The 24441-nt window shown below is 62.3% G+C and carries 11 protein-coding genes; 2 read left to right on the forward strand and 9 right to left on the reverse strand.

Annotated elements, in window-relative coordinates; all coding sequences use genetic code 11:
* Window position 1 precedes the first annotated feature (1 nt).
* Window positions 2–1207, forward strand: a complete 1206-nt coding sequence (locus N1937_RS27835) for an MFS transporter (protein ID WP_260060215.1) — start codon at window positions 2–4, stop codon at window positions 1205–1207.
* A 79-nt stretch (window positions 1208–1286) separates the two neighbouring features.
* On the opposite strand, the gene N1937_RS27840 is transcribed toward N1937_RS27835, so the two are convergent.
* From N1937_RS27840 to N1937_RS27870, 7 genes are all read right to left on the reverse strand, one after another.
* Entirely contained in the window at window positions 1287–3089 is a 1803-nt protein-coding gene (locus N1937_RS27840) for an adenine deaminase (RefSeq protein ID WP_260060216.1), read from the reverse strand.
* Between the two features lie 189 nt (window positions 3090–3278).
* The gene (gene lhgO / locus N1937_RS27845) at window positions 3279–4484 is read right to left on the reverse strand and encodes an L-2-hydroxyglutarate oxidase (protein ID WP_260060217.1); all 1206 of its coding nucleotides are present in this window, start codon (window positions 4482–4484) and stop codon (window positions 3279–3281) included.
* Between the two features lie 171 nt (window positions 4485–4655).
* Window positions 4656–6107, reverse strand: coding sequence for an HlyD family type I secretion periplasmic adaptor subunit (locus tag N1937_RS27850; protein WP_260060219.1), 1452 nt, complete (start codon window positions 6105–6107; stop codon window positions 4656–4658).
* Window positions 6104–8248: a peptidase domain-containing ABC transporter gene (locus N1937_RS27855; protein ID WP_222252519.1), complete on the reverse strand. Its 2145-nt coding sequence runs from the start codon at window positions 8246–8248 to the stop codon at window positions 6104–6106. Before N1937_RS27855 ends, N1937_RS27850 begins: the two co-directional genes overlap by 4 nt.
* A 42-nt stretch (window positions 8249–8290) precedes the next feature.
* Complete coding sequence (locus N1937_RS27860; RefSeq protein ID WP_162116748.1) at window positions 8291–8599, reverse strand: hypothetical protein; 309 nt, start codon at window positions 8597–8599, stop codon at window positions 8291–8293.
* Between the two features lie 57 nt (window positions 8600–8656).
* Window positions 8657–9886 (reverse strand): GTP-binding protein, encoded by a 1230-nt coding sequence (locus N1937_RS27865; RefSeq protein WP_260060221.1) that lies wholly within the window; start codon window positions 9884–9886, stop codon window positions 8657–8659.
* Between the two features lie 22 nt (window positions 9887–9908).
* On the reverse strand, window positions 9909–14840 hold the full coding sequence (locus N1937_RS27870; protein WP_260060222.1) for a DUF4082 domain-containing protein: 4932 nt from the start codon (window positions 14838–14840) through the stop codon (window positions 9909–9911).
* A gap of 1 nt (window position 14841) precedes the next feature.
* Between N1937_RS27870 and N1937_RS27875 the strand changes: the two genes are divergently transcribed.
* Entirely contained in the window at window positions 14842–15042 is a 201-nt protein-coding gene (locus tag N1937_RS27875) for a hypothetical protein (RefSeq protein WP_260060223.1), read from the forward strand.
* 472 nt (window positions 15043–15514) lie between these two features.
* On the opposite strand, the gene N1937_RS27880 is transcribed toward N1937_RS27875, so the two are convergent.
* Together N1937_RS27880 and N1937_RS27890 are read right to left on the reverse strand one after the other, a co-directional pair.
* Window positions 15515–16699: a GTP-binding protein gene (locus tag N1937_RS27880; RefSeq protein WP_170260299.1), complete on the reverse strand. Its 1185-nt coding sequence runs from the start codon at window positions 16697–16699 to the stop codon at window positions 15515–15517.
* Between the two features lie 101 nt (window positions 16700–16800).
* Window positions 16801–23811 (reverse strand): DUF4082 domain-containing protein, encoded by a 7011-nt coding sequence (locus N1937_RS27890; protein ID WP_311202857.1) that lies wholly within the window; start codon window positions 23809–23811, stop codon window positions 16801–16803.
* Window positions 23812–24441 lie beyond the last annotated feature (630 nt).

Genomic DNA, 24441 nt, shown 5'->3' on the forward strand with positions numbered 1-24441 from the left:
CATGACTAGCGTGCGTCTCCCGGGTAACGTTCTCGTCGCCGTCATGATCGCCTGCGTCGCCACGTGTTACGGCTTCGGCCTCAGCCTGTTTCCCCAGATCATCCCCGACATGCGGAAAGATCTTGCCTTCGACTATGCGTTCGTTGGCACTGTCACCGGCTTGGTCCAGTTTTCCACGGTGGCATTCGCCGTGCTCGCTACCTTGCTCGTCCATCGCATCGGTGCCGCACGGACGGTGGTGGCGTCCGTGTCGCTCTGTGGACTTTGCCTGTCGGGCATCCCCATCATCGACAATCTCTATGTTGTTGCCGGCCTGCTGATGGTCGCCGGCGCGACGGGCGCATCGACCTTCGTGCCGATGATTAACCTCGCCTCGCGGGTGGTGAGAGCAGAACAACGCGGCTTTGCCATGAGCCTGATCTCCAGCGCCCCGGCCTTTGGCGTCCTCATCAACAGCGCACTCGTGGCGGCATATGCCGGAAGCGGTCACTGGCAGATGGTCTGGCACCTCACAGGCGCCGCCACGATCACACTGGCCGTTGTCACCCACATCCTCTTCGGGCGGGCCGGCCTCTTCGACAGCGGGGCAAGTCACGAAACGCTCGCGTCAACTGCCGGCGCTTCCGCAAACCTGCGCTCCATCATGCCATGGGTGGTGCTGATCTTCGCGCTCGGCTTCATCAACGGCCTGATGCCCTATCCCTATCTCACCTATCTGTCGCCTTTCCTGCGCGAGGAACTCGGCTATTCCGTCGGCTTTGCCTCGTGGCTCTGGGCAACGATCGGGGCCGTGGGGATCGGCGCAGGCTTCGCCATTGGCACAATATCCTCACGCCTCGGATCACGCTATGCCATGCTCGCCTGTTACTCAAGCTTCCTCGCCGCCGGCGCCCTCGTCGTCCTCGATCCCTCGATGGAACTCTCGATCCTGTCAGGCATCTTCTTTTCGCTGGGCTTTTATCCGATCTATGGCCTGCTGCCGGCCTACGTCTCACATCGGGCCACGCCCCGCCTCGCGGTGACCGTCTTAGGCATCTGCACCGTCTTCCAAGGCATCGGCGGCACGACGGGGAACTTCTTTGGCGGCGTGATCAAGACATCGACGGAGAGTTTCGGCGGCATCTATCTTGCCGTTGCAGTTACGGCCGCCGTCGCGGCGGCGCTGACGATTTTGCTCCCGAAGGATCAAAGGGTGCAGGCCGAGTAACGGCTGCCGATGCTGCCTTTGGCGCAAACGCTATTATATGTTGGCATCCTTGCCGAACGCGCCGGCTGTTTTTTGCCGATCAGGCCTTTTCGAAGAGCGGCGAGATGACCATTTCCGGCACCAGCACTAGGCCCTTGTCGGTTATCCGGATTTCCGGGATGACCGAGAGTGGGATGAGATTGAAGCCCATATAGGCGATGGTGCAGCCTGCCTTTTCCCATTCGAGCTTTAAGGCCTTTACCTCGTGGGCGACCTGATGCACGCGCTTGTCGGACAAAAGCCCGGCGATCGGCAGTGGCACCATCGCCGTCACCTTGCCGTCCATGACGACACAGACGCCGCCCTGCTTTTCTTCGATCGCGTCGAGCGCCACCTGCATGTCCACTGCATTGGTGCCGGCGACGATGATGTTGTGGCTGTCGTGGCCGACCGACGATGCGACAGCGCCTTGTCTGAGGCCGAAGCCGTTGAGCAGTCCGTGGGCGACATTGCCGGCAGACTTGCCGTGACGCTCCACCACCGTCACGAAGCAGAGATCGTGCCTGTCGAAATGCGTCTTCCAGTCATTGGCCGGCTCCAGCGTGACGGTGACATGGCCGAGGGTGATGCCAGGCAGCTCCGTCTTGATCGTATGAGCGACGACCGTCTCCGTCGGCAGATCCGGCGTCAGTTTGAGGTTCTCTGGCAGCTTGACCGTGTGGAAGGCAGCATCCGGATAACGGTATGGTTTCGACAGGGCTTCATCGAGGATAGACGTGATCTTCTTGACGTCGACGACGAGTTCGCCACCATACCAGGTGCTGACCGGCGCAAGATCGTCGCTGAGAAGCACCAGGTCGGCGCGGCGTCCGCCGCCCAGACCGCCGATTTCGCCTTCCATGCCGAACCGCGTCGCGCCGTGCAGCGAACCCATCGCCCAGGCCTGTTCCGGCCTCATGCCGTATTTCACGGCTTCGCGGGTCACCCAGTCCAGGCCGAAGGCGAGCAGATCTTCCGCATCACGGTCGTCGGTGCAGACGGCGACGCGCTTGTGGGAGGCGCCGAGCTCGGTGATCGTCTTGATCGCTTGCGGCAGCGAATGCCAGGGTGTCGTCGGCGGGCCGCCGCGCAGGAAGATCCACACGCCGGCTTCCAGCAGGTCGTCGGCTATGTCGCGGTCTATGGCTTCATGCGTGTCGGTAACGCCGGATGCGGCATAGGCGGCAACGAATTCTCGTCCGTAGACGTGGCCCGATACCGGCCTGCCGCGCTCGAGCGCCGCAGCCAGGATCGCATGGCTGCGCTCGTCGCCCATCGCCACGGGGACGAAATCCATCTTCTCACCGAGAGCCACGGCTTCCGGCCATTTGTCGAAGAGGGCGGCGATCTTGTCCGGCGTCAGGTCGCCGCCGGCTGTCTCCAAATCCGGCGTCGTCGCCAGCACGGTGCTCGGCACGGTCAGGAAGATCGACAGCGGCGCCTGCCGTGCATCCTCGAGCATGGCCTCGACGCCGGCGACGTCCATCACGTTGCCGATCTCGTGGCTGTCGCAAAAGATCGTCGTCGTGCCGTTGAGGAGCGCCGCTTCGGCATAGGCGCAGGCCGTCACCATCGAGGATTCGATATGGATATGCGGATCGACCAGACCGGGCGCGATGATGCCGCCCTTGGCGTCGTAGAGTTTAGCGCTCGCACCCCTGTAGCTGCCGGCCGGCTTGACGGCCGCAATGCGGCCCCCCGAAATCCAGACTTCCCGTCCGTCGAGAAAGCGCTCCGAATAGGTGGACAAGAGGCGCGCGCCCTGGATGACCAGGTCTGGTTCGCGACGCGCGGAGGCGACATCGGCAAGACGGCGGGTCATGGTCGAGAGCGGCTGAACGGAGAACCGGGTAAGCGTGCTCATGAAAACCTCATTTCCAGGGCGGGGAGAACAGGCAAGGTTGTAAGGAACGCCGTCGAGGGAAGGAAGCGCCAATAGTTCTTGTCATAGGGAGGGATGCTCTACCGCTCAGGGCAACCTTGACCGGCATCGTTCATTGCGGCTTCGAGAAATCTTGTCTTGAACGTCATCCGGTTTCCCTCACGGCTTCGTCTAGCCGGCGGAAAAGCACCTGTCGGCAATATCCCGGCCGATCGGGATCGACGACGTGGCCGCTGGCGACGGCGCATTGCAGACGTGCAGCATGCGACCCGTCCTTAGGAACAGGAAGTCATGCTCGAGGCGCCCGTCTCGCATCACGGCCTGGGCTCGGATGCCCGCTTCCATCGGCTGAAGGTCTTCAAGTGTCAACGATGGGCAGTATTTGCGGCACGCTTCCAGATAGTTTTTCCGCCACAGCGAGTCCCTGAATTCGTTCACGGCGCCCCCTGCGTTCTTCCAGAGTAGCCGCCATAGACCCGGAAACGAGAGACACTCGCTGAGATCCCGGACGTTTATGCTGAATTTCGGATACCCCTCGCGCGCCATTCCCAGAACCGCATTGGGTCCGACGGTAAGACTGCCATCGATCATCTTGGTGACATGAATGCCAAGGAATGGAAGCGACGGATCGGGCACCGGATAGATCAGGTGCCTGACCAGCCCATTCCGCGACGGCGGCAGACGGAAATATTCGCCTCTGAACGGTATGATCTGATGATCGATCTTGAGGCCCGCAAGTTTGGCGATGCGGTCGGACTGCAGGCCGGCGCACGCGATCAGCTGTCTGGCCCGCCATTGGCGCTCACCGGCTGCAATCTCCACGAGATCAGAGGTTTCGCGGATCGCGGAAACCTGCGTATTCAATTCGATTTCCACGCCCTGAGCGGTCAGATGAGCGCCCATGGCGACGCACACAGCCTTGTAGTCGACGATACCCGTCGCCCGAACGAAAATTGCCGCGACGCCTTCGACCATGGGCTCCCGCTGTTTCAGCGTATTCCGATCAAGCCATTCGATATCGATGCTGTTGATCCTTGCCCGTTCGGCCAGGTCCTTTAGGCGGCGATGTTCAAGCTCGTTGGTGGCAACCACCAGTTTTCCGCATTGTTCATAGGGTACAGCCTTCTTCCTGCAGAACGCCTTGATGGCATCGGCCCCCTCCCGACAGAGGCGCGCTTTCAAGCTGCCTGGCGCATAGTAGATTCCCGCGTGGATGACGCCGCTGTTATGCCCCGTCTGGTGGACGGCCAAGCCAGGCTCCTTTTCAAGGAGAACGACGCTTGCGCCGGGGCGCTTTTCCAGAACGGCCATGGCAGTGGCAAGACCAACTATGCCGCCGCCTATAATGCAGACGTCGTGAATCATTGCGACACTCATTCCAATCGATCGAAGTTGAGCGAAAGCTCGACGGTTCGTTGAGTGCGAGCCGCCGAAATCCGGGCAAATCCGCCTTCACCAACATGCGGGCGGGCCGCAGCTATGGGACGCGAAATATCTGCCTTGAACCTCGCTCGGCATCTCGTTCGGGGCGAACTGATCTATCACGTCCTACGGTTCGCGTATTGCGTTGTCGAGGCCACGCAGTAGCGGATACAGGAAATAGGAGATCACCGTACGGTTGCCGACCTTGATTTCCGTGGTCACAGTCATGCCGGGAAGCAGCCGCACCGGCACATCTGTGGCATTCAGCCGGGTATCGGCAAGCAGGATCCGCGCCTTGAAGAAGGGAGCGGCCGGCTGGTTGGTGGGGGCCTCCTGCTGGCCCGTGAGGAAGGTGTCCTGGCTGATGGTCCTCACCTCGCCTGTCGCGGTTCCGTATTTCTGGAATGGATAGGCATCGAGCTTGATACGGGCTTCCTTGCCGACCGCCACCCGGCCGATATCGCGCGTGTTGATCGAGACTTCCGCTTCCAGCGGCACGTTGATGGGTACGAGTGTGACCACCGGCTCCGCCTCCCGCACCACCGACCCGACCGAGCGCTGCGCCAGGTCGAGCACAACGGAATCGGCCGGCGCCGTCAGCGCGACCATGTTGCGGCGCAGTGCCATCTTCTTCAGTTCCTCGTCCGCCATGTCACGCTGGCCGCGCAGCTCGACCAGTTGCTCCATCGCCGCCCGGCGGAAATCCTCGATGAAGGCCTGCCGGTCGGCCGTCAGCTTGGCATAGGCGTGCGCGGCCTCGTCGGCCCGGCCGCGAACGGCCGTCAGATCGGACTCGACGTCGAGGCGGGCGTCGCGCGAGCCGAGCAGCGTGATCAGCGAGCCGCTCTGCTTGTTATAGAGCCGCTCCCGCGCTGCCTCGATCTGCGACAGCCCATCACGCCTGTCGTTGAGCACGGCCTCCTGGTTCTTGCTCGCCAGAAGAGCGGCCGACTGGCCGGCTATCTGCTGCTCGAAATTCTGCAACTGCGCCACGTAGAAGGCCCGTCGCTGGCCGAAGAGCTGCGCCTGCAGCATCTGGTCGGGCGTATCTCCCGCCATCTTCGTGTAGTCGTCGCCGGCAAGCTCGGCCTCGATGCGCCGCACCTGGGCATCGAGCGCGGAGAATTTCGCCCGCTGCTGGTCGACATCGGCCTGGCTGAAAGTAGCGTCGAGGGTCGCGAGCGTCTGGCCGGCATGCACCACTTCACCGGCCTTCACCTCGATCGTGCGGATGATCGAGGTTTCGAGCGGCTGGACGACGATGGTCGGCTGGGTGGTGACGAGCTTTCCGGGCGCAATCACCACCTCGTCGATCGACGAGATCGAGGCCCAGATGATCGCCGAAACAATCAGCGCCGTCACGCAGTAGAGCGTCATGCGCGCAACTCTGGGCGGCGCGCGTTCCTCGAGCTCGACAGCATCGGATTGAAATTCCGCAATTGCCGGCGGCAGGGGCGGGCGGGCGGTTAGCTCCCTTCCCTTGCCGGAGGGCGCCTTGCCCGAGAGCGCCTTGTCTGAAGGGCCTTCGCCTGAAGGGACCGGCAGGTTCTCGCTGGGTTTTCTGGTGTGCGCGTTCATGCGACCTGCCTCATCTGCTGGGCCCACAGGTGGCGATAGGTCATGCAGCGCGATACAAGCTGATCGTGCCGGCCGATATCGGCGACCTTGCCACGCTCGATGACGAGAATGGCATCGGCGTCGACAAGCGTCGAAAGCCGGTGCGAGACGATGATGACGGTGCGGCCGGCGGCGATGCGGCTCAGATTCTCGCGGATGATCGCCTCACTGTCGGGGTCGAGTGCGCTCGTTGCCTCGTCGAAGATCAACAGCTTCGGATCGGTAATCAGCGCGCGGGCAATGGCAAGCCGCTGCTTCTGGCCGCCTGACAGGTTGGAGGCGTTTTCCTCCAGCATCGTGTCAAAGCCACGCGGCAGGCGCTCGATGAACTCCTCGGCGCCGGCGATGCGGGCGACTTCCATGATCTCCTCGATGCTGGCATCGGGCTTGGCGGCGGCAATATTCTCGCGCACCGAGCCGCGAAACAGGAAACTATCCTGCAACACGACGCCGATGCTCGTTCTCAGATGCACGAGGTCGATCTCGCGGCTGTCATAGCCATCCATGCGCACGAGGCCTTCCTGACTCTGATAGAGCCCCTGGATGAGCCTTGTGATCGTCGTCTTGCCCGAGCCGCTCTTGCCAACCACGCCGAAGAGGCAGCCTGCCGGGATGGCGAAGGAGACATTGTCGAGCGCCGGTGCGCTATCTGGGCCGTAGCGGAAGCTGACCCTGTCGAATTCGATGCGGCCCTGCAGATGCGGCCGAACACCTCGCCCGCGGCCCGCCTGCTCCGGCCGCTGGTTCATGATCTCGCCGAGCATGCGCACGGAGAGCGCGACTTCCTGATATTCGTGCACCATGGTGACGATCTGCACCAGCGGTCCCGAGACCCGGCCGGCGAGCATGTTGAAGGCGACCAGCGCGCCGATCGTCATCGCGCCGCTGAAAACATCGAGCGCGCCGAGGCCGATGATCGCGACGCTCATCAGCTTCTCCAGCAGTCCGGTCATCGCCTGGGCGATGGTCGAGATCTTGTCGACCCGGAAACGCACGGAGATCGACTGGGCCGAATAATCGTCCCACACCTTGCGTTGGCGCGGCTCCAGCGCCAGCGATTTGACGGTGCGCATGCCGTGCACGGTTTCCACCAGCAACGCCTGCCGGTCGCCTTCGGCCTGGTAGAGCGCCTGCAACCGGCGCTGGAACGGCCCAACGAGCATCATCACCACGAGCCCGACGAGGGCGGCAAAACCGAGCACGACAAGCGTTAGCTTGACGCTGTAGAGAAGCAGGATCGGCACGAAGACCAGGAGCGAAACGCCGTCCAACAGTGTGAGAAACAGTCGGCCGGTCAGGAATTCGCGGATGCGCCCCGTCTGCTGCATATGCTTGACGAGTACGCCGGCCGAGGCCTGCTCGAAGAGCGCGATCGGCAGGTTGAGCAGATGGCCGAAGGTGCGGGTCGCGACGCGGATGTCGATCCTGTTCGTCGCATAGAGCAGCAGATAGCGGCGCAGGAAGGTGAAGGTCGCGTCGAAGACGAGCGCGATCGCAATGCCCACTGTCAGAACCGTGAGCGTCGCATAGCTCTGATGCACCAGCACTTTGTCGATGACGAGCTGAAAGAAGATCGGCGTCGTCAGCCCCAGCCCGTAGAGCACGAAGGCGGCGAGCGCGACATCGCGGAAGAAGCTGCGCTGCTTGATGATCTCGGGGACGAACCAGCGGAAGCCGAAGGGCCGGTCCTCATCGGACATGCGATAGTTGCGCTTCAGCAGGATCACCGATCCGAGCCAGGCCTTGGCGAACTGCTCTTCGCTGAGCATCATCACTTCGGCGCGTGATGCCAGCGGGTCGAGAACGCGGATTCTCTCATCCTCTCCGCTCCCGACAGCGCCGGCGATGACCACCCAGTTGCCGTTCGTCAGCTCGGCGAGCACCGGGAATGCCTCGCCAAGTTGGAACAGGGATCGCCAGTCGAGCGTCAGATGCCTGGCCCTGAGGCCGGCATCCTTGGCCATGCGCAGCAGCTGCCGCAGGGCAACAGGATCGTTGCCGACGGCATAATCGTGCTGCAATCGTTCAGGAGCAAGATCGACGCCGTGATGACGCGCGACCAGTGCAAGACAGTGCAGGTTGGTATGCAGAAAACCACTCATGGCCCACCCGAAACAATACGAGACCGAGGCAATATTTGTTTATCAGTTGAAGTTCGGCGAGGCGTTCGTAGCGCCGGCCTGCACCGATTGGATATCGGCAGCCGCCGCAGCTGGCATATCGCCCATACGGCGGACCGCACCCGCCTCGACCAAACCGCCAAGCGCTTTCTGCATGAGATCGACCGCGTTGGCGAAGGCATCGACCGGCATGATGATGCGCTGGCGGAAAACCGGCTTCGGATTGTTGTTGGCGTCACGATCGGTGGCCGAGAGCGACATCAGGTCGATGCGCACGATCGTTCCCGTGATGGTGATTTCGCCGATGCCATCTGTATAAAGTTCGTTGCTCATTGTTCTCTCCTCCGGTTGATAATCAAGACGTCTTCATCTTAAGGCGTCTTACGTCCATTAGGACGCTCTAACATTTGAATGTGCGTGCTGCCAGGCCGGAAACGGGTCCCGAAGCCCGGCGGCGGTCTGCGGATTGAAGCCCGCCGCCTCACCGGTCAGGCAGTCGTCGAGCGCAGTGCGGATTGCGTCTTCGTCGAAGCCGGCGCCGATGAAAACGAGTTCCTGGCGGCGGTCGCCCCAGACCTCGTCCCAATGCCGGTTGATGAGCTGGTGGAACTGCGGATAACGCGGCCATTGCGCCTTCGGCACGGAAGCCCACCAGAAGCCCTTGGTGTCGATGCGGCACTGCGTGCCGGCGATCGACAGCAGGCCGATCTCGTCGGGCCTTGTCGCCAGCCAGAAATGGCCCTTTGCGCGGATGAGGCCCGGCCATTTCCTGTCGAGAAAATCCCGCAGCCTGGAGGGATCGAACGGCCGGCGGCTGCGATAGACGAAGCTCGAAATGCCGTATTCCTCCGTCTCCGGCACATGGTCTCCCCAACCGAAGAGTTCCTTGTGCCACAGCGGGTGGCGGGCAGCTCTCGCTTCGCTGAAGAGGCCGGTATTCAGGATGGCGTCGAGCTGCAACCTGCCGAAGCCGGTCTCGATGACGCGGGCATCGGGGTTGAGCGCGGCAACGATCCGGCGAACCTCGGCAAGCCCTGCATGCGGCACATCCTGCGCCTTGTTGATGACCACGACATCGGCAAATTCGATCTGCTCGACGAGCAGTTCCACCAGCTTGCGCTCATCGTCTCCGTCGCGGCTCTCACCGCGATCCCTCAGGAATTCCGCGCTCGCATAATCGGCCAGAAGATTGACCGCATCGACGACGGAAACCATCGTGTCGAGCCGCGCGACGTCGCAGAGGGCAGCCCCGCTCTCGTCGCGGAAGGAGAAGGTCGCCGCGACCGGCAGCGGCTCGGCGATCCCGGTGCCCTCGATCAGCAGATAGTCGAAACGGCCGGCGGCGGCGAGACGGCGCACTTCGCTCAGGAGATCGTCGCGCAATGTGCAGCAGATGCAGCCATTGGTGAGCTCCACTAGTGTCTCATCCGTCCGCGACAGGTTTGCTCCCCCGTCGCGCACGAGATCGGCATCGATATTCACCTCGCTCATGTCGTTGACGATGACGGCAACCCGACGCCCCTCGCGGTTGCGCAGGACATGGTTGAGGATCGTCGTCTTGCCGGCGCCGAGAAAGCCGGCAAGGACCGTCACCGGAAGTCTGTTGTCTGCACTCGTCATCGGTACTCCCCGCTCGCTTTCTTTACGCCGCGAGCTGCGGCCTGAATGCTACGTCCACATAGTAGTTTGTGCTGTTATAGCTGGCACTCGGGAACAACCCGCTCGACCCATAGGCATAGACGCCGTTGGTGCCGCCGAGCGCCCTCAAGTCGCCGTTCGTCACATCGGTGCTGAAGTAGTTGCCGGTCGCCGAATAATTGCCGTTGGTGCTGTAGGAAACGACATAGGTCGTATCCGCGGCGACCGCGACCTGCTGGGTGAGCGTCGCGGTCTGCCAGCCGCTTGCCGTTTCGTTGCCGAAGCTGACACTGCCGAGCAATGTGCCCGAGGCGGTCCAGAGATAGCCGTTGTGCGGGCCTGTATTGTCTGCCCCCTTGTAAAAGCGGATGCCGGTGACCCAGCCTGCCGTGTCCGCCTGGAATTTCATGCCGAGATTGACCGGCTGGTTGTCGTTGACGGAGACGATTGAAGGCGTTGCATCGCCGGCAAAGAGGTTCTGCTCCGGCCCTGCCGTCTGGCCGCCGTTGATGGTGAGCGCAACCTGCGCCGACGCCGTACCGCCCTTGCCGTCTGCAATTGCGTAGCTGAAGCTCGCCGCTCCCGAATAGCCTGCCGTCGGCGTGAAGGTCACCGTCTTGGTCTGGGCATCGTAGGCGACCGAGCCGTTGACCGCGCCGCTGACGCCGGTAATGACAAGCGGGTCGCCATCGGCATCGGTGTCGTTGGCCAGGAGCACTGAGGCCTGGATGTTGATCGGCGTGCCGGTATTGGTCGACAAGCCGCTGTCATTGACGGCGACCGGAACCGCATTCTGCGCACCGCCCTGCTGATAGAGCACGTCGACCCAGTAATTGCTCGCATTGTAGGAAGCGGTGGGGAACAGGCTGCCCGAGCCATAGGCATAAAGGCCGTTACCGCCGCTCGCAGCACTCGACGGTGCCGTCAGCGCGCCGTTCGTATGGTCCGTCGTGAAGTAGTTCGCCGTTGCGGAATAGAAGCCGTTCGAATGGTAGCTCGCCACATAGGTGGCGCCGGCCGTAACATTGATAGGCTGGGTGAAGGAAACCGTCTGCCATCCGCTCGCCGTCTCGTTGATGAAGGTCGCCTGGGCCAGAACCTGGCCGCTCGTCGTCCAGAGCGAGCCGACATGCGTGCCGGTATCCTGGGCGCTCCTGTAATAGGTGAGCCCGGTGATCTGGCCGCTGGCGGAAGCGATGAACTTGACGCCGAGTTCGACCGAATTGGCGTCATTGGCGGCGGTAACGCAGGTGTCGGCGCCGGTGAACAGGCTCGACGTCGTGCCTCCGCCGGGCGGCGTGCCGACAGTGAGGCTGACCATGGCCGAGGCGGTTCCGCCATACCCATCCGAGATCGAATAGGAGAAGCTTGCCGCACCCGTATAACCCGCCGTCGGTGTGAAAATGACAGACTTGGTCTGGCTGTTGAAGGTCACCGTTCCGTTGATCGCACCGTTGACGCCGGTGATGCTGAGCGGGTCGCCATCGGCATCGGTGTCGTTTGCAAGCAGGCTGGCTGCGGCAATCGACAACGCCGTGTTGGAATAGGTCGTGTAGCCGTTGTCATTGGCGGCGAACGGCACCGCATTACTTGTCTGGTTGTAGACGACATCCACCCAGTAGTTCGACGACTGGTAGCTGGAGGTCGGGAAATTCGTGCCATTGCCGAAGACGCCGTTACTGCCGGCGAGCGCCGTCAGCGCGCCGTTGGTATGGGCTGTCGTGAAATAGCCTGATGTCGCCACATAGGAGCTTGTCGTGCTGTAGGAGGCGACATAGGTCGTGCCGGCCGCGATATGCACCGAGTTGGCGAATGTCGCGGTCTGCCAGCCGTTCACCGGCCCACTGTCGGCGAAGCTGACGGTCGCGACCAGCGTGCCGTCGGCCGTCCACAGGGAGCCGGTATGGGCGCCGGTATCGCCGGCCGCCTTGTAGTAGCGGATGCCGGTAATCATGCCGCTGGACGAAGCGACGAACCTCATCCCGAGTTCCAGCGACTGACCTTCGTTGAAGCTTGCGCCCGTCGGCCCTTCGCTTGATGTAAACAGCGTTTCCCCGGCAGGGCCCTGGTTTACGGTGAGGCTGACGTTGCCCTGATCCGTGCCGCCGCGCCCGTCCGACAGCGTATAGGTGAAGCTTGCCGACCCCGAATAATTGTTGGTCGGCGTGAAGATGACGGTGCGGTTCTGCTTGTTGAGCGTCACCGTGCCGTTGACGGCGTTGCCGACGGCCGAAATCGTCATCGCATCGCCATTGGGATCCGTATCGTTTCCGATGAGCGAGGCGATCGAGATGACGACGCTGTCGTTGCGGGTGATGGTCAGCCCCGTATCGTCGGTCGCAACCGGCGCGCTGTTAGGCCCCGCATCGAAGACCACGTCGACCCAGTAGTTGGTGCCGGTGCCGAGGCTCTGGCCGGGGAATGTGCCGGCATTGGAGCCATAGGCATAGACACCGCCGCCATCGACGGCCTTCAGCGCACCGCTGGCATAGGGACTGCCGAAATAATTCTGGCTGGCGGAGTAGAAGCCGCTGCTGTGATAGGAGGCCACATAGGTCGTGCCGGCGGCAATCTGGATCGGTGAGGAGAACATCACTGTCTGCCAACCGGAGAGCGACTCGCCGATCGACACGCCGGTCGCCAGCAGCGTTCCGTTGGCGCTCCAGAGGCTGACGACATGGTCGCCGATATTGTAGAAGCCCTTGTAGAAGCGGATGCCCTCCACGGAGCCTGCCGTCGTCGCCTGGAAGCGCAGGCCGAGCTCGACGGAATCGCGGTCGATCGCCGTTTCGACAGCGGGCTTGTCCGCCAACGTCCAGAGGCCCTGCGTGCCCGGCAGGGTGACAGTCACCTGCTTGCCCGCCGATGGCGCCTCCATATTGACGCTGTCGTCGACGGCCCGTGACGTGATCGTGTAGGTTCCGCTCGCCTGGACGACCCAGTTATAACTCCAGCTCTCGCGGCCGGTGGCCTTGAACCAGTGCTGGCCGCCATCGGTCGAGACCTCCACGCCGGCAATGATGCCGCCGCCGAAATCCTGCGCCGTGCCCGTGATCGTCACATGTTGCCCTTCGAGAAAGCTTGCACCGATGATCGGCGACGTGACCGACGAGGTGGGCTTCAGCGTATCGGTCGATTGTGTCGCAAGGATTAGGCTGGCATCAAGCGTGGTCGGCTGAATGCCCATGTCCGCGAACATGTTGACCATCGCCTGCTGCACGTTGCGATCGGTTGACGTGGCCGGGCCCTGGTGGTCGTCACTCAGCCCCCAGGACCAGAAGACTGTGCCGGCGCCGAAGACCAGCGCGCCGCTTGCCGCCCGGTACATGGTCAGGCTGTGGGTCGCCACTGCATCGCCGACCGTCGCGCCGTAGTCGCGCAGATACGTGCTCACCGAGACCGAGGAGAGCGACAGGTCGATCAGTCCAGCCGGACGGAATCCGTTCTCGACATCGGAATCCCATTCGTAGCCGAGCAGGTTTTGCACGAGGCTGTAGGTCTCGCCCTCCTGCAGCTCCGACACGTCGGTATTGCGCCAGAAGCGCAGGTTCGAATAGTCATAGGGGATGGAGATCGTATCCTGACGGTAGCCGTCCACCTGGAACATCGTGCCTGTCAGCGCATTCTCCGGCTGCTGCCCCGGATCGGAATAACGCGGATCGCGCCAGGTGCCGGTGCCGACATTGCTCGGATCCGTGCTCGTGCCCCAGGTTTCCTTGTAGCAGACCATGGTCCGGTAGGCCTGGCCGCTGCCGTCGATGCTGCTTTGCCAGCGAACCTTCCAGTAGCATTCGTTGCCGCTCCAGAAGGCGAGGTTGACGCCGGCATCGCGCGCCGCCTCGACATTGGCGCGCTGTTCGGCAGACCAGTATTCGTCATGGCCGACGGAGAGATAGGCATCGTGGTTGAGCAGCAGCGCACCGTTGCGCGTCGCATCGACGCCGGAAATATAGGAAACGTCGTAGCCGTTTTGCTCCAGCCACGAGATGGCGGAGGATTCGACGCCGAAGATGTAGTCGTGCGAGCCGCCGATCGGGCTTGTATTGGTAATGATCGGCCTGTTGTAGCTGACCGCCGAAGCCCGGCCGATGGCCTGCAGGCCGCAGCTGCAGTTTGGCGGCAGGTAGCCGATCATGTTTGCGGGATCGACCGGCACTTCGCCGTAATAGAGGCTGGCGCCGCCCCAGGCATTGTAGGCCTGCCATGTCGTGTCCGACGTCTGGAAGACGATATTGCTGGTCGAGGCGTCGTCGCGCACGACGAAAGGAATGATGCTGGCGTCTTCGACGCCGTCCTCGCGCACCAGCTTGGCGAAATAAACGCCGGAGACCGCATCCGTCGGAATCTGCCAGCTCGCCGAGACCGACCAGTTGCCGCAGTCGATGAGACCGAGCGACATATCGACGATCGGGTGCGGCTGGATCTGCGCCGTGGTCAGCGATTGTTCGATGGAGCCGACCTTGCGCGCGCCGTTCCCGCCATAATAGCCCATGCGGTAGATATCGATGCGGTAATGGGTGGAATCGGTGGCGATCTTGAAATCGACGGTCTGGCCGATATTCGTGCTGATTTCGGTAGCGAAGCCCTGGATGGTGCCGCCGCCGTCGCCCTGCAGGCCCCACTCGCTGATCGGGTTGCCCTGCTTCAGGTTTTCGAGCGCTATCTTGTTGGGCGTCGCCGCAGCCGCGGCCGCCGTAAGCGGTGCCGCCAGGGCTGTCGGGGCCGCAGTCGTCGCGGCAGAACCGTCCTGGCTCGGCTCCACCGAGATGGATGCTATCGATGCCTGAAGGCGCAACGAAGCCGTATCGAGACTGCTGGAAGAGCTGGCCGCCGCCGCCGTCTTGGCGCTGCCGGTATCGGCGTCGCTGGTAACACCCGTAAGCTTGGGAGCGGCAGGCAGTGTCGCAGCCTCCTCGGACGGATCCGGACCAAGCACGGTGCGTCGCGATGTCGATGAAGGTGTCTGCAAAACCGTCGCAGCCGACGCCGTCTTCGTGGACGTGTCCTGCGCGCCGCCATCGGCCGCAGGCGCCGGCATCGCGGTTGACGATGCAGGGGACGATTGCATGTCGCCTGATGATATCAAGGAAGATGTGACCGTGCCGGTAAAGGAGGATTGGACGGTTGCGCTGCTCTGATTGGCAAAGCTTGGGGAACCATCGGTACTCGTCGAAGATGCGACGGTCGCGGATCCAAGGACTGCGCTCCAGGCAGAGGATACTCGACAGATACTCAACGCTCCACCAAATGTACTCAGGTACTCACGATTACTGACATGAATTCTCCGCATCAGCGGCGCCCCCTTCCCATCGGCCGGCCCTCGACCGCACTAGCAGGAGGTTCATTCTGGCACCTTTGCTACGCGAACGTACGTCAGCAATCCGGGGTATATGGGTGGTACCCTCATACGCCGATATGATGACCCTAAGCGCAACCGCCCAAGGAGCCCCAAAGCTGCCTATGGCTACTGCCAGCGCATAGTGTTGGAGCGTCGTTAACGTCTGAAAAGCGCGCGGCGCTCTAAGTGGCTGACGCTGGTAGAAAAGGAATTTAGGTCCGGCCCGGCTGGTCGAGCCGGTTGGATCGAGCGTTGTCCTGCGCAGCCCTGTGCTACCAGGCCGGAAACGGATCTTCGAGGATGGCCCAGTCGCGCGGATCGGCGCTGGCGAGGCATCCGTCCAGTGCAGTCCGCACACCTGTCTCGTCCATGCCCACGCCGATAAAGACCAATTCCTGCCGACGGTCGCCCCAGGCGCTGTGCCACCGGCTCTCGAGCTGCTGACGAAACTGCTGATGGCTCGGCCAGTCTTGTCGAGGAACGGCCGCCCACCAAAGCCCCATGGGCTCACAGCGCCGTTGCACCCCGGCAGCCGACATCAGGCCGACATGACGCGGGCGCGTGGCAAGCCAGAAGTGGCCTTTGGCACGCATCACCCCCGGCCAGGGCTCGTCCAGGAATGCGCGAAACAGCATGGGGTCGAAGGGACGCCTGGTGCGATAGACAAAGCTCGAGACCCCGTATTCCTCCGTTTCCGGCACATGGTCGCCCGGGCTGTACAGTTCTTTGTGCCACAGCGGGTGCGCGGCGGCCTTTGCTTCATCGAAGAGGCCTGTATTGAGGATGGTTGACAGAGAAACCTTGCCGAAATCCGTCTCCACTTGGCGCGCATCCGGGTTGAGCGCGGCAACTATCTTGCGGACATCAGCGCGGATCTCTTCGGCCGCGTCCGAGATCTTGTTGATCACGACAACATCGGCAAACTCGATCTGATCCACCAGCAGGTCGATGAGTGTGCGCCGGTCCTCACCGTCGCGCTGCAGGCCGCGGTCGGCAAGCAGATCGGCACTGCTGTAGTCGGCCAACAGGTTTGCAGCGTCGACCACGGTGACCATCGTGTCGAGTTTCGCAAAATCAGAGAGCGAAACACCATTCTCGTCGCGGAAGGAAAAGGTTGCCGCGATCGGGCATGGCTCGGCAATGCCGGTGCCCTCGATCAACAGATAATCGTATCGCCCCTCTTCAGCCAGTCGCCGCACTTCCGCCAGGAGGTCGTTGCGCAGGGTACAGCATATGCAGCCATTGCTGAGCTCAATCAATGTCTCCGTCGTGTGCGACAGGTTGCAGCCGCCGTCTCGAATGAGACTGGCGTCTATGTTCACTTCGCTCATATCGTTGACAATGACGGCGACCCGCAGGCCCTGACGGTTATTCAGGACGTGGCTGAGGAGCGTCGTCTTGCCAGCGCCGAGGAAGCCAGCCAGCACGGTTACCGGCAGCCGCTCGATCCCGTTCATCGGCATTCCTTGAATGCGGGCGGTCGAAGCGCCCTTCGCCGCGACCAGCATTTGCGTGGTATGAGCCTCATTCGAACCGATCCCTAACCTTATACTTTGCGTCACGCGACGAGCTGCGGCCGGAAGACGACGTCGGCGTAGTAATTGGTTGAATTGAAGCTGTTGGTCGGGAAAAGACCTGTGGTAGCGGAGCCGCCATAGGCAAAGACGCCGTTGCCGGTGGCTGGTGCCGTCAGCGGACCGTTGGTGACAGCAGCTGTAAAGAAATTGCTGGTCGCCACATAGGCTCCGGTCGTGTGATAGGAGGCGACATAGGTGGTATTGGCGGCGATTGTGACCGGAGTTGCGAAGTTTACCGTCTGCCAACCGCTCGCGGTGGTGGTGGTGAAGGTGGCGGTGCCGAGCTTGGTGCCCGTCGCGGTCCAAAGGTCGACGACGTCCTGGCCGTTGTCGTTGGCGCTGCGATAGAACTTGATTCCCGTGACATCCCCGGCAACGTTCGACGTGAACTTGACGCCAAGCTCGAGCTGCTGACCGTCATTGAGGTTCGTCTGGGCCGGCGTGCTGGAGGCGGAGAACAGGCTATAGGTCGTCGGCGCCGTCGACACGGCGATGTTGAAGGTCTCGTTGGCGGCAAGGCCGCCGAGATCGGTCGCCGTCACCTTGACGCCGTAGGTTCCTGATGTCGTCGGCGTGCCGGAGAATGTGCGTGTCGAGGCGTTGAAGCTCAGCCAGGAAGGCAGCGCCGTGCCATCGGCAGCGGTTGCCGAATAGGCCAGCGTCTCGCCGCTGTCGACATCGGTAAAGGTCGTCGTCGGCAGCACGAAGGAGAAGGCGGAGCCGGTGGTGGCGTTCTGGGTCGTCGTCTGGACGGCGAGCACCGGCGCATCGTTGGCGCCGTGGATGGTGACCGTCAGGTTTGCCGTGGCCGTCGCGCCGGCGCTATCGCGCATCGTATAGCTGAAGACATCGCTCAGCGTATTGGTCGACTGCCGCAGTCCCTGGACGGCGGTATTGCTCTCGTTGATCGCATAGCTATAGGCGCCAGATGCATTGAGAACGAGACTGCCATAGGTGCCGTTCAGCGCCGAGCCGAGCGTTCCTGATGTCGCACCGAAGACCACTGCCGTGACGGTCTTGGTGTCACCGGCATCCGGATCGGTGTCGTTGGTCAGCACGTTGCCGCTGGCAACCACGCCGCCCGAACCATTGGCAACCCCGCCCTTCTCCGTCGCATCCCCCGTATCGGCAACTGCCGTCGGCGTCGTGTTTCCGGGAACCGACACGGCGATGTTGAAGGTCTCGTTGGCGGCAAGGCCGCCGAGATCGGTTGCCGTCACCTTGACACCGTAGGTGCCGCCTGTCGTAGGCGTGCCGGAGAAGGTCCTCGTCGAGGCGTTGAAGCTCAGCCAGGAAGGCAGTGCCGTGCCATCGGCAGCGGTTGCCGCGTAGGTCAGCGTCTCGCCGCTGTCGACATCGGTAAAGGTCGTCGTCGGCAGCACGAAGGAGAAGGCGGAGCCGGTGGTGGCGTTCTGGGTCGTCGTCTGGACGGCGAGCACCGGCGCATCGTTGGCGCCGTGGATGGTGACCGTCAGGTTTGCCGTGGCCGTCGCGCCGGCGCTATCGCGCATCGTATAGCTGAAGACATCGCTCAGCGTATTGGTCGACTGCCGCAGCCCCTGGACGGCCGCATTGCTCTCGTTGATCGCATAGCTATAGGCGCCAGATGCATTGAGAACGAGACTGCCATAGGTGCCGTTCAGCGCCGAGCCGAGCGTTCCTGATGTCGCACCGAAGACCACTGCCGTGACGGTCTTGGTGTCACCGGCGTCCGGATCGGTGTCGTTGGTCAGCACGTTGCCGCTGGCAACCACGCCACCCGAACCATTGGCAACCCCGCCCTTCTCCGTCGCATCCCCCGTATCGGCAACTGCCGTCGGCGTCGTGTTGTTCGCATTCGAGGGACGGAAGACCACATCGGCCCAATAATTGGCAGCACCGAAAGTGGCATTTGGGAAAATGCCGGCGGTGGCAGAGCCCCCATAGCGGTAGACCCCGTTGCCGGTGGCTGGTGCCGTCAGCGGACCGTTGGTGACAGCAGCTGTAAAGAAATTGCTGGTCGCCACATAGGCTCCGGTCGTGTGATAGGAGGCGACATAGGTGGTATTGGCGGCGATTGTGACCGGAGTTGCGAAGTTTACCGTCTGCCAGCCGCTCGCGGTGGTGGTGGTGAAGGTGGCGGTGCCGAGCTTGGTGCCCGTCGCGGTCCAAAGGTCGACGACGTCCTGGCCGTTGTCGTTGGCGCTGCGATAGAACTTGATTCCCGTGACATCCCCGGCAACGTTCGACGTGAACTTGACGCCAAGCTCGAGCTGCTGACCGTCATTGAGGTTCGTCTGGGCCGGCGTGCTGGAGGCGGAGAACAGGCTATAGGTCGTCGGCGCCGTCGACACGGCGATGTTGAAGGTCTCGTTGGCGGCAAGGCCGCCGAGATCGGTCGCCGTCACCTTGACGCCGTAGGTTCCTGATGTCGTCGGCGTGCCGGAGAATGTGCGTGTCGAGGCGTTGAAGCTCAGCCAGGAAGGCAGCGCCGTGCCATCGGCAGCGGTTGCCGAATAGGCCAGCGTCTCGCCGCTGTCGACATCGGTAAAGGTCGTCGTCGGCAGCACGAAGGAGAAGGCGGAGCCGGTGGTGGCGTTCTGGGTCGTCGTCTGGACGGCGAGCACCGGCGCATCGTTGGCGCCGTGGATGGTGACCGTCAGGTTTGCCGTGGCCGTCGCGCCGGCGCTATCGCGCATCGTATAGCTGAAGACATCGCTCAGCGTATTGGTCGACTGCCGCAGTCCCTGGACGGCGGTATTGCTCTCGTTGATCGCATAGCTATAGGCGCCAGATGCATTGAGAACGAGACTGCCATAGGTGCCGTTCAGCGCCGAGCCGAGCGTTCCTGATGTCGCACCGAAGACCACTGCCGTGACGGTCTTGGTGTCACCGGCATCCGGATCGGTGTCGTTGGTCAGCACGTTGCCGCTGGCAACCACGCCGCCCGAACCATTGGCAACCCCGCCCTTCTCCGTCGCATCCCCCGTATCGGCAACTGCCGTCGGCGTCGTGTTTCCGGGAACCGACACGGCGATGTTGAAGGTCTCGTTGGCGGCAAGGCCGCCGAGATCGGTTGCCGTCACCTTGACACCGTAGGTGCCGCCTGTCGTAGGCGTGCCGGAGAAGGTCCTCGTCGAGGCGTTGAAGCTCAGCCAGGAAGGCAGTGCCGTGCCATCGGCAGCGGTTGCCGCGTAGGTCAGCGTCTCGCCGCTGTCGACATCGGTAAAGGTCGTCGTCGGCAGCACGAAGGAGAAGGCGGAGCCGGTGGTGGCGTTCTGGGTCGTCGTCTGGACGGCGAGCACCGGCGCATCGTTGGCGCCGTGGATGGTGACCGTCAGGTTTGCCGTGGCCGTCGCGCCGGCGCTATCGCGCATCGTATAGCTGAAGACATCGCTCAGCGTATTGGTCGACTGCCGCAGCCCCTGGACGGCCGCATTGCTCTCGTTGATCGCATAGCTATAGGCGCCAGATGCATTGAGAACGAGACTGCCATAGGTGCCGTTCAGCGCCGAGCCGAGCGTTCCTGATGTCGCACCGAAGACCACTGCCGTGACGGTCTTGGTGTCACCGGCGTCCGGATCGGTGTCGTTGGTCAGCACGTTGCCGCTGGCAACCACGCCACCCGAACCATTGGCAACCCCGCCCTTCTCCGTCGCATCCCCCGTATCGGCAACTGCCGTCGGCGTCGTGTTCGAGCTCGGCGTGGTAAACATCACATCGACCCAATAATTCGTCGACTGGTAGGTGCTTGTGGGGTACAGGCTGGCGCTCCCATAAGTGTACACGCCGTTGCCGCTGGCCGGCGCCGTGAGCGGGCCGCTCGTCACGTTCGAGGTGAAGTAGCTAGTGGTCGTGGAATAATGACCGCTACTCGTGTGATAAGACGCGGTGTAGTTTTGTCCAACGGTCAGCGATACCGGGCTGGTAAAATAGGCAGTCTGCCAGCCGCTGGCAGTCTCGTTCGTGAAGGTGAGGGTCGCAAGCTTCGTGCCGGTGCTCGACCATAAAGAACCCGTATGTGTACCCGTATCGAGGTCGCCCTTGTAGAAACGAATGCCGGTGATCGTGCCGGCCACGGAAGTCTGGAATTTGACGCCGAGTTCAACGGCTGAGGTATCGTTGGTGTTGACGACCGCTGGCGTCGCCGAACCGAAGAGAGAGGTGTAACTCGGCCCGCTGACGGTGACAGTGCGTCCCGCGGAGGGTGTTTCCAGATTGACGTTATCGTCGACTGCGCGTGACCGGATGGTGTATGTGCCCGCGGTCTGCGGCGACCAGGTATAAGTCCAGTTCTCATCGCCCGTCGCCGGATGCCAGCTCGCCCCGTTGTCGGTCGAGACTTCGACCGCTGCGATGACCCCGCCTCCCGTATCGGTAGCGGTGCCGGTAATCGTCACGGCGGATCCAACGGTCGCCGTGGCGGGTACCGTGATGACCGAGGTCGGTGCAGTATGGTCTGACGAAGCAGTCCCGGCAGTAAGCCCGGATTGCAATGTCCCCGGCTGAATGCCCATGTCGGCAAGCAGATTGACCATTGCCTGCTGCACGCGAGGATCGGTCGGAGTCGCCTGGTTGTCATGATTGTCGCTCAGGCCCCATGTCCAATAGACCGTACCGGCGCCGAACACCAGCGCACCGCTCGGCGCACGATAGAGCGTCAGATTGTGGGTCGCGGTCGCATCGCCGGTCGTATTTCCATAATCGAGCAAATAGGTGCTGACCGGAAGCGTCGTCGATGACAGCTTGACGAGACCAGCCGGATCGAAGCCATTATCGGACGCTTCGTCCCATTCGTAACCAAGATAGTTCTTGGTGAGCGTTGCCGTCTGGCCAGGCTGAAGATTGGCGACGCTCGTATTGCGCCAGAAGCGCAGATTGGCGTCGTCATATCCGACCGTGATCGCGCCGAGATTGCTGCCGACATCGTCGACCTTGAACAGCTGTCCGGTCAGTGAGTTTTCGGGGTTGCCGCCGCCGATAGCGGGTGGGCTGAAGCGTGGATCGCGGAAGGTGCCGGTCCATTCACTGGAAGGATCGATGCCGCTGTTGGCCCAGGTCTCCTTGTAGGTGATCAGGGTGCGATAGGGCGTGCCATCGGCGCTATACGCATTGCCCCAACGGGTACGCCAATAGACCTCGTTGCCGCTCCAGAACATGAGGTTGACGCCGGCATCGCGCGCGGCTTCCACATTGGTCCGCTGTTGACCGGACCAGTATTCGTCGTGCCCCGCATCGATATATGTCTTGTGATTGAGCAACAGGCTGCCATAGCGGTCGGCGTCGACACCCGACATGTAGGAAACATCATAGCCGTTCTGTTCCAGCCAGGAGATGCCTGCATATTCGGCGCCGAACAGATAGTCCTGTGGGCCGGCATAGGTGCCGACCCCGCCGCGGGTCGCGATCGGTCTGTTGTAACTGACCGCATAGGCGCGACCGGCACCCTGCCCCGTCGCCGGGCCGTTGCCGCCATAGAGGTTTGCGCCACCCCAGCCGTTGTAAGCCTGCCAGGTCTCGTCTGCCGTCTGGAAAACGATGTCGCTATGGCTGGTGTCGTCGCGCACGATGAAGGGGATATGGTTTTCGCCGGAAGTGCCATCCTGGCGCACGAGCTTGGCGATATAGACCCCTGAGACGGCATCATCGGGTACGGTCCACGATGCGGAGACGGCCCAGTTGCCGGCATCGACCGTGCCGGTCGTGGCATTACGCAGCGGACTGGGCTGCGTCTGCAACCCAGTATGCTGCATGGTCGCGACCTTGCGGGCGCCCATGCCGCCATAATAGCCGAGCCGATAGATGTCGATCCGGTAGTTGGTGGAATTCGTGTTTATCTTGAAGCTGACCGTCTTGCCGTTGTCGACGCTGATGTCGGTCGCAAACCCTTCGATGTTGGTGCTGCCCGCACCGTCGATACCCCACTCGCTCTCCGGATTGCCCTGCTTCTGGTTTTCCAGCACGATCGCGTTGCTGGCCGTCACCGCGGCCGCCGCCAGATTTTGCGTTGTCAGCGAGCGCTGCGCGGAAGGTTGAGGCGGCGTCGTCACCGAGCCGGAAAGGATGCCGACACCCTTCGTGGTGGTGCCCTTTCCAGTCTCTCCGCCACCGGGCAACGATCCGTTCAAGATCGTCGAATCCGTCCACGTTGCGGTCCCGCGCCAGCCCGAGAGCGGGGACAAGTTCCGATCGAGAAGCGGATCGCTGACCGAGGCGCCGATGGCCTTCTTGATCGTCGCCACGTAGTCCGGCCCTTCGGTCAGCCTGGTTCCCGGCAACTGGCCATCTTGCTGAAGCAAGGCGCCACCATGGGCCCAATCGAGAATCCGCGTGGGGGACGTATAGTAGCCGCACCCGCACACACCAAAGGGCATGCCAAACGCCAGCGCATTTGCCCCAGCATGCTGCCCGGTCGACTGCGCCGACGGCGTCGACTCGAGAATGACGACCTTGCCGGAGTGCGCACGCTCGCCCGTCACAGCAGCAGAACCTTGGCCCGAAGCTGTCGGTGCAGGGCCTTGCGGAATATACGGAGCCAAAGGATCATCGCCAATGAGGCTCATTCCAGCGTAGGTGCGATAAAGAGATGATTGGGCCCCGAACGCAACTCCGTTCGCGTTCCGCCCGAAACCTGCAATACTAGGCGTGTGGGCGGGCAACACAGACGCGGCAGTATCACCGCTTCGCACCCCCATCTCGCGATTTGTTGCGACAGCGTCGGGCAAGGGCGGCGATTCGCGGGTGATATTGGTCCGACCGTCCGGGTCGTCGATCACGTTCACTCTATGTTGCGAGTCATGCTCGTTGAGCGCCGCGTTGTTGTAGGGATTGTCGACAAGGCTACCATACTTGTTTCCATCCGCAGTTTGCACGGATGCCGCAAGTTGAGCACTGTCCTCGTGCCTTTCTGCAGGCTTGCGCGGCCTTCCCTTGCCGCCGACGGTCAGCCATGCGGGAATCAACGAATCCACCAGGAGTGAGCGCGAGATCCACCGACGAGCGTTGCGATACATGGCAGGCACCTTCCGCGAGATTGTGAGGATCGAATCTATGAGGACCGCTCGATACGCGGCCCTGAAGTGTAGTCGAAAAATGAGAGAGTATATGCTACGCCTTTCGCTCTACAGGCGGCATCCTTTGGGCAACCGGCCGTGTTGCGCGCCCACGTGATCGATGAGACACGCGGAGATCTGCCGCTTGCTGTGCAAAGCTTGCAGCCGCATAGGCCATTGAGATGGCGGCGTCTTCGGTCGTCAAGATCTGGCACGAGAACGGCCTTGTGCCGCACCGCTGGCGCTGCTTCGAGTTGTCGAACGAAAGGCGGCGACGCAGGTCAATATCGTCGTCCGGCAAAATTGGCGATGCGAGCATAAAGGCTCTGCCGCGGGGGATTACGGTTCTTCGAGGCTAGCGCGCCCGAGGCGATGCCTCTGCGTCGCGCCGAAGATATGTGTTTCTGCTCGATTTAGGCTTAAGCATCCTCCCCACCTCATCAATTGTGATTAGGCAAAGTAAACGACCTCCACCTTCCTCAAGGCTTCGACAGACTGCACACTAGCGATCTGGTTTCGGGCTTGGCGTCCGGCGTTTGAACAGCGCCTAAGGCATTGGACCAGCGTCCGTTGAAGGATGTTTTGAAGGCG

This window comes from Rhizobium sp. WSM4643, from assembly GCF_025152745.1.
Classification (GTDB): Bacteria; Pseudomonadota; Alphaproteobacteria; order Rhizobiales; family Rhizobiaceae; genus Rhizobium; species Rhizobium leguminosarum_I.